The sequence below is a fragment of the Hydrogenophaga sp. genome, from assembly GCF_041633695.1.
Classification (GTDB): Bacteria; Pseudomonadota; Gammaproteobacteria; order Burkholderiales; family Burkholderiaceae_C; genus Hydrogenophaga.
This window is the reverse complement of the sequence record NZ_JBFJMY010000286.1, coordinates 1-5460: the sequence shown is the minus strand read 5'-3', so window position 1 is coordinate 5460 and position 5460 is coordinate 1. Positions and strand designations below refer to the sequence as shown.

The 5460-nt window shown below is 64.3% G+C and carries 8 protein-coding genes; 5 read left to right on the top strand and 3 right to left on the bottom strand.

Annotated elements, in window-relative coordinates; genetic code table 11:
* Window positions 1-814: c-type cytochrome (locus ABYB95_RS16140; RefSeq protein ID WP_372659583.1), on the top strand; the 814-nt coding region annotated here is incomplete at its 5' end.
* 33 nt (window positions 815-847) lie between these two features.
* Here ABYB95_RS16140 and ABYB95_RS16135 read toward each other — a convergent pair.
* Entirely contained in the window at window positions 848-1753 is a 906-nt protein-coding gene (locus ABYB95_RS16135; RefSeq protein ID WP_372659582.1) for a LysR substrate-binding domain-containing protein, read from the bottom strand.
* 131 nt (window positions 1754-1884) lie between these two features.
* Between ABYB95_RS16135 and ABYB95_RS16130 the strand changes: the two genes are divergently transcribed.
* On the top strand, window positions 1885-2091 hold the full coding sequence (locus tag ABYB95_RS16130) for a hypothetical protein (RefSeq protein ID WP_372659581.1): 207 nt from the start codon (window positions 1885-1887) through the stop codon (window positions 2089-2091).
* A 2-nt stretch (window positions 2092-2093) separates the two neighbouring features.
* Complete coding sequence (locus ABYB95_RS16125; protein ID WP_372659580.1) at window positions 2094-2498, top strand: 4-oxalocrotonate tautomerase family protein; 405 nt, start codon at window positions 2094-2096, stop codon at window positions 2496-2498.
* 70 nt (window positions 2499-2568) lie between these two features.
* Here the strand turns inward: ABYB95_RS16125 and ABYB95_RS16120 are convergent, their stop codons facing one another.
* The gene (locus ABYB95_RS16120; protein WP_372659579.1) at window positions 2569-2868 is read right to left on the bottom strand and encodes a hypothetical protein; all 300 of its coding nucleotides are present in this window, start codon (window positions 2866-2868) and stop codon (window positions 2569-2571) included.
* 215 nt (window positions 2869-3083) lie between these two features.
* Entirely contained in the window at window positions 3084-3980 is an 897-nt protein-coding gene (locus ABYB95_RS16115; RefSeq protein ID WP_372659578.1) for a LysR substrate-binding domain-containing protein, read from the bottom strand.
* 136 nt (window positions 3981-4116) lie between these two features.
* On the opposite strand from ABYB95_RS16115, the gene ABYB95_RS16110 reads away from it, so the two are divergent.
* Both ABYB95_RS16110 and ABYB95_RS16105 read left to right on the top strand, forming a co-directional pair.
* Window positions 4117-4734: an FMN-dependent NADH-azoreductase gene (locus tag ABYB95_RS16110; RefSeq protein WP_372659577.1), complete on the top strand. Its 618-nt coding sequence runs from the start codon at window positions 4117-4119 to the stop codon at window positions 4732-4734.
* Between the two features lie 15 nt (window positions 4735-4749).
* On the top strand, window positions 4750-5460 hold a 711-nt coding region (locus ABYB95_RS16105; RefSeq protein ID WP_372659576.1), incomplete at its 3' end, for an NAD(P)-dependent oxidoreductase.

Sequence of the window (5460 nt, the reverse complement as noted above, 5' to 3'; positions counted from 1 at the left end):
GGTGGCGCAGACCAACACCGCGCACACGCTGCGTTTTCCGTACAACACCCAGGCCGCGCTGGCGGTCTGGCGCGAACGCTACTTTGAGCCACAGGCGTTCGCACCCGACGCCACGCGCAGCGCCGAATGGAACCGTGGCGCCTACCTGACGCTGGGGCTGAGCCACTGCGCGGCCTGTCATTCAACCCGGGACGCGCTGGGTGGCGTGCGCCAGGCCTTCGGCGGTGGCCTCTTGCCCCAGCAGGGCTGGTACGCACCTTCGCTGCGCGCCAGCGGCGAAGCGGGCGTGGCGCATTGGGACGCACCACGCGTCGTGGAGTTGCTGAAAAGCGGCGTGGCCGCCGGGGCTTCGGTGTTGGGGCCGATGGCCGAGGTGGTGTTTGAAAGCACCCAGTATGTGGACGACGCGGACCTGCAAGCCATGGCCGCCTATTTGCAAAGCTTGCCACCCCAGGTGGACTATGCACCGCCGGTGGAGCCCGCCCGCGCGGCCCAGATGACGTTGGGCGAACAGGTCTACAAGAACCGCTGCGCCGACTGCCATGGGCCGAATGGCGAAGGCGCGCCCGGTGCCTACCCCGCTCTGTTGGGCAACCGCGCCGTCACCCTGGCCGCACACACCAACCCGGTGCAGGCGATTCTGAGCGGCGGTTTCGCGCCCGCCACGGCGCGCAACCCCCAGCCCTACGGCATGCCGCCGTTTCGCACCTTGCTGAGCGACGAAGAGGTGGCCGCCGTCGCCAGCTTCATCCGCCAATCCTGGGGCAACCAGGCGGGTGCGGTATCGGCCCTGGACGTGCAGCGCCTGCGTTGATCAGCCATTCGGTTTGGGCGTAGCCGCCGGCCTTCACGGCCCGTGGTGTTGCGCGATCCACGCGGCCCAGTAGTCGATGCAGGCCTTGATCTTGGGCAGACGCTGGCGGGCGCTGGCCATCACCGCGTAAAGCGGCACCACTTGGGGATCCACGAAGCTGGGCAAAACCGGCACCAGCTTTTGCTGCCGCACCAGGGGCTCGGCCACCACGGTGGCCAGGCGCGCAATGCCCAGGCCTTGCAGCGCCATGCTGGTGGCCAGGCCGGTGTCGTTGGTGCTCCAGTCGCCCACTTGCGGGCGCTTGACGGTTTTCCCGTCGATGACGAAAGGCCAATGGTTGAGGTGCGGCGCGGCGCTGTTGACGATCAAGGGGTGTCGGCACAGCTCGTTCGGGTGTTGGGGCAGGCCGTGCTGTTCGGCATAGGCCGGCGCCGCGTAGAGGCCCCGGCCCAGCCCGCCCATGCGGCGCGCCACCATGGTCTCGGGCAAGGACGTGCCGGTGCGGATGGCGATGTCGATGCCGTCGCGGGCCAGGTCCACCAACTGGTCACCCACTTCCAGCGCCACGCGCAGCCCGGGGTGTTGCGCGCGCAGACCCGGCAGGCTGGGCAGCAAGAGGTACTGGGCGATCACGGTGCTGGCGGCCACCCGAACCGCGCCTTTCACCTCCTGGGCGTGGGCCGAAAAATCCGCTTGCAGTTCTTCCAGCGTGCCCGTCAGGCGCTGGCAATAGTCCAGAAAGGTTTCGCCTTCGGCGGTGAGCGACAGGCCGTGCGTGGAACGGTGGATGAGGCGCACGGCACAGGTTTTTTCCATGCGTGCCAGCGCCCGCGAGACCTGGCTCACCGGCACATCGCGTTCGCGGGCCACGGCAGACAAACTGCCCAGCGCCGCCACGCGCACAAAAAGCTTCAGCGCATCAAAAGATAAACCGTCCATGTTCGCGATGGTATGTCAGCCGCGCGCGGCCAGGCCCTTGCAGCGTGCGCAAAGCCGTTTTGGTTTTCAAGCGGTTTCCGCCGAGCCGGGTCTTGCCTACAGTTCATGCATCCACTTGCAGGAGCCACACCATGAACCCATCCCACCCCGTTCACCGCCTTTCACCCGAGCTGTATGCGCGTTGGCAAGACGCCTTGAAGGCCCAGGCCGAACAAGAACGCCGTGCCGCTGTGCATGCTGCGGTGTGGAGCGGTCTGGCGCATGTGGCCACCACCGCACGGCGGGCCGTTTCGGCCCTTGTTCGCCCAGACGCCATCCCCCGTCCACTGGAGTTCTGAACATGCCCACACTGGTTCTCAAACTGGCACCGCTACCCGAGCCCAGCCGCTGCCAGGCCCTGGCCAGCGCGCTGACGCGCATCACCGCCGACACCCTGGGCAAACGCGCCGACGTCACGGCGGTCTTGATCGAAGCCTTGCCACCGACCCGCTGGTGGGTGGGCGGCGAACCGGTGGTGCGAGCGACCGCCATGCTGGAAATCAACATCACGGCGGGTACCAATACCGAGGCCGAAAAGAGCCGGTTCATCGAAACCGCTTTCGCCGAGCTGCAGCGCCAATGCGCCCCCGACGCGGCGCTGGAGCCGGCCAGCTACGTGATCGTGCACGAACTGCCCGCGACCGACTGGGGTTATGGCGGGCAGACCCAGCAAGCGCGGAAGGTGGCGCGCATGGCCCTGGCGTGAAACATGCCCGGTGCAGGGCTTCGACGGGCTTGGCCCGAACGGGGTTGATGCCGTTGAGGGCGCAACCGTTTCAGGGGTCGGTGGCGAAATGCGCCACCAAGGCCTCGCCCCACTCCCAGGGCCCGGTAAGGGTGAGCGTCACCAGGGTCCAGTCGCCATCGGCTTGCTGCTGTGGCTCGGCATCCCAGATGCCGCCGTCGTCCAGCGCGCCGCGCGGGCCGGGCGGGTTCGCCTCGGCCCAGTCCAACACCGTTTGAACCTCGGCCCACACGGCGGCCACCTGCGCAGCCCGCACGCTGGCCATGGCCTCCCAGGTGCCGGTGCCCTCGCCATCGTCGCTGGCGTCGAAGAGGAGGTAGTTCAGTGGCATGGGGCGATTGTCGCTGGGCAAATCAGCCATTCGCGGCCAGCGCCCAACACAAGCAGGTCACCAGTTGCCACGACATCCAGGCTGCGTGTGCGGCGTTGCAACGCCAGCTGGAGCCGGGTCAAACCGTGGCGGTGGTCAGCGCGCAGAAACTGCCGGTGTCTGACTGGGGTTGCGGAGGCCAGATAAGGCTGAAGCACGATGCACCGAGCTTCAGCTCATCTCGAAAAATGGGTCTTTAGAAAGTCCATCATCACGCGCACTTTGAGAGGCAGGTAATTCCGACTGGGGTACAGGAGCCACACGCCCGTGTCAAAGCTGGTGGCGGTCACTTGGTGATCTGGAAACAGGTCCACCAGTTCGCCCTTGGCCAGCGCCTCTTGTGCGATCCAGTCCGCCAACAAGGCCGGTCCCAGCCCCTGGACGGCGCATTGCCGGTGTGCGAGCAGGTTGGAGATGACCATGTCGCCTTGCACCGGCACATCCGTGATCTCGCCGCGCGCGTTCTTGAAATGCCACGCATCGCGGAACGCCGGCAATGACAGCAGCAGGCACGCATGTTGTGCAAGATCTTGCGGCAGGGCGGGGCTTCCATGCTGCTTCAGATAGCCCGGACTGGCGCACACCATGTAGCGGGTGGTCATGAGTTTGGAGACAACAGCATCGCCCGAGAATTGACTTCCGAGCCGAACGGCCAGATCGATGCGGTCGTTGACCAGATCCAGGTTGGCATCTGTCATCAACAACTCGACTTTGAGCTGAGGGTGAAGGGCACGGAATTCGGGCAGGCGGGGCGTGAGCGCTTGCAGGCCGAATGAAAACGAGGTGGTCATGCGCAGGGTCCCGGTCGCGCCACGGCTGATGGCCAAGGCCTCGTCTCTTGCGTGCTCCAGTTCGTCCACCAGTGGCGCCACTTTTGTCAGATACAAGGCGCCTGCCTCGGTCAGTGACAGCTTGCGTGTGGTGCGTTGAAAGAGGCGCACGCCCAACTCGTCTTCCAGAGCAGCGATGCTGCGCGAAACGTTCGATGGATCGATGTCCGCATCGCGGGCCACGGCCGCAAATCCGCCCTGGCGGGCCACTTCGACAAAAAGACGCAGGTGTTGGGTGTCCATACAAGCCTCATTCGTGCGAAATGCGCACGAAGTATGTTCCAAATCTTATATTTATTCTTTGAATTGCATTAAATAAAGTCCGTGACGTGCACCGCACCCATTGTTTCCAGTCCCGTATTGACCAAGGAATGACGTCATGAAACTTCTTCGCATCGACAGCAGCGCTCGGCGCACAGGCTCACACTCCCGCGAACTCGGGAACGTCTTTGAACATTTGTGGGGACAGCGTTTCCCGGACTCGGCCGTGGCCTCCCGAGATCTGGTGGACAGCGCCGTTTCCCATATCCACGACGAAACGATCACGGCCATGTTTTCCCCGCCGGAACAGCACTCGCCCGAGATGAGAGCGGCCTTGTCCATCTCAGACACCTTGATCTCAGAGGTCCAGGAGGCGGATGCACTGTTGCTCACAGTGCCCATGTACAACTTCGGCATTCCCTCCGCACTGAAGGCCTGGATTGACCATGTGTCACGCATCGGCCACACCTTTGCCTACGACGGCACGAACTTCACAGGCTTGTTGACCGGAAAGACGGCCTATGTGGTGGTGGCTTATGGTGCCGACGGCTATGGCACGGGCGGCGATTTTGCTGCTGCCAACTTTGTGGAGCCCTACCTGGCGTTTCTGTTGAAGTTTCTTGGCTTCGAACAAGTCCATTTCTTCAATGTGCTGGCGACGAATGCAGACCCCGCCGCAGTGCCAACCAGCAAAGCGCACGTCCGCAGCCAGATGCAAGCCGCGTTGCAAAGCTGAAGCGGAGGCACCACCATGTCAAACATCACGGTCTTGGGCTTGGGCGCTATGGGTTCCCGCATGGCGTCTGCGCTGCTTGGAGGAGGACACACCGTTACGGTCTGGAATCGCACGGAGGGCAAATCCGTTGGTTTGCTGGCGCAAGGGGCGCTGTGGGCGCCGAGTCCCGCTGCTGCTGTCAAACACGCGCAGTTCGTCATCAGCATGTTGCGCGACGATGAGGCTTCGGAGCGCGCCTGGTTCGGCAACGGTGGTGCCTTGGCACACATGCCCAAAAGCGCCATCGCCATTGAGAGCTCCACCCTTTCGTGGGCATGGACAACGGCACTGGGGAGACAAGCGAAGGCAATGGACATCGCGTTTTTGGACGCACCGGTGGTCGGCTCAAGACCGCAGGCAGACGCAGGGCAATTGGTCTACCTGGTGGGCGGAGAAACGGCCGTCTTGGACCAAGCCAGCGCCATCCTTGGATGCATGGGCAGCGCTGTCCACCACGCGGGTCCTACCGGCAGCGGCGCGGTGGTCAAACTCATCGTGAACAGCTTGTTCGGTATCCAGGTGGCAGCGCTCGCCGAGGCGCTTGGATTTGCCGCCCAGGCGGGTACACCGCCGGCACGGCTTCTGGAGATATTGGGCGCAACGCCGGTGCTGAGCACCGCGGCAAAAGGCGCGGGGGCGGGCATGCTCAGTGGGCAGTTTGCACCGATGTTCCCGCTGGAGTTGGTT

Bases quoted from the DNA above. Each gene is read 5' to 3' on its own strand.
- ABYB95_RS16135 (WP_372659582.1), bottom strand. From the start codon at position 1,753: ATGGACGGTTTATCTTTTGATGCGCTGAAGCTTTTTGTGCGCGTGGCG.
- ABYB95_RS16110 (WP_372659577.1), top strand. From the start codon at position 4,117: ATGAAACTTCTTCGCATCGACAGCAGCGCTCGGCGCACAGGCTCACAC.
- ABYB95_RS16130 (WP_372659581.1), top strand. From the start codon at position 1,885: ATGAACCCATCCCACCCCGTTCACCGCCTTTCACCCGAGCTGTATGCG.
- ABYB95_RS16115 (WP_372659578.1), bottom strand. From the start codon at position 3,980: ATGGACACCCAACACCTGCGTCTTTTTGTCGAAGTGGCCCGCCAGGGC.
- ABYB95_RS16125 (WP_372659580.1), top strand. From the start codon at position 2,094: ATGCCCACACTGGTTCTCAAACTGGCACCGCTACCCGAGCCCAGCCGC.
- ABYB95_RS16120 (WP_372659579.1), bottom strand. From the start codon at position 2,868: ATGCCACTGAACTACCTCCTCTTCGACGCCAGCGACGATGGCGAGGGC.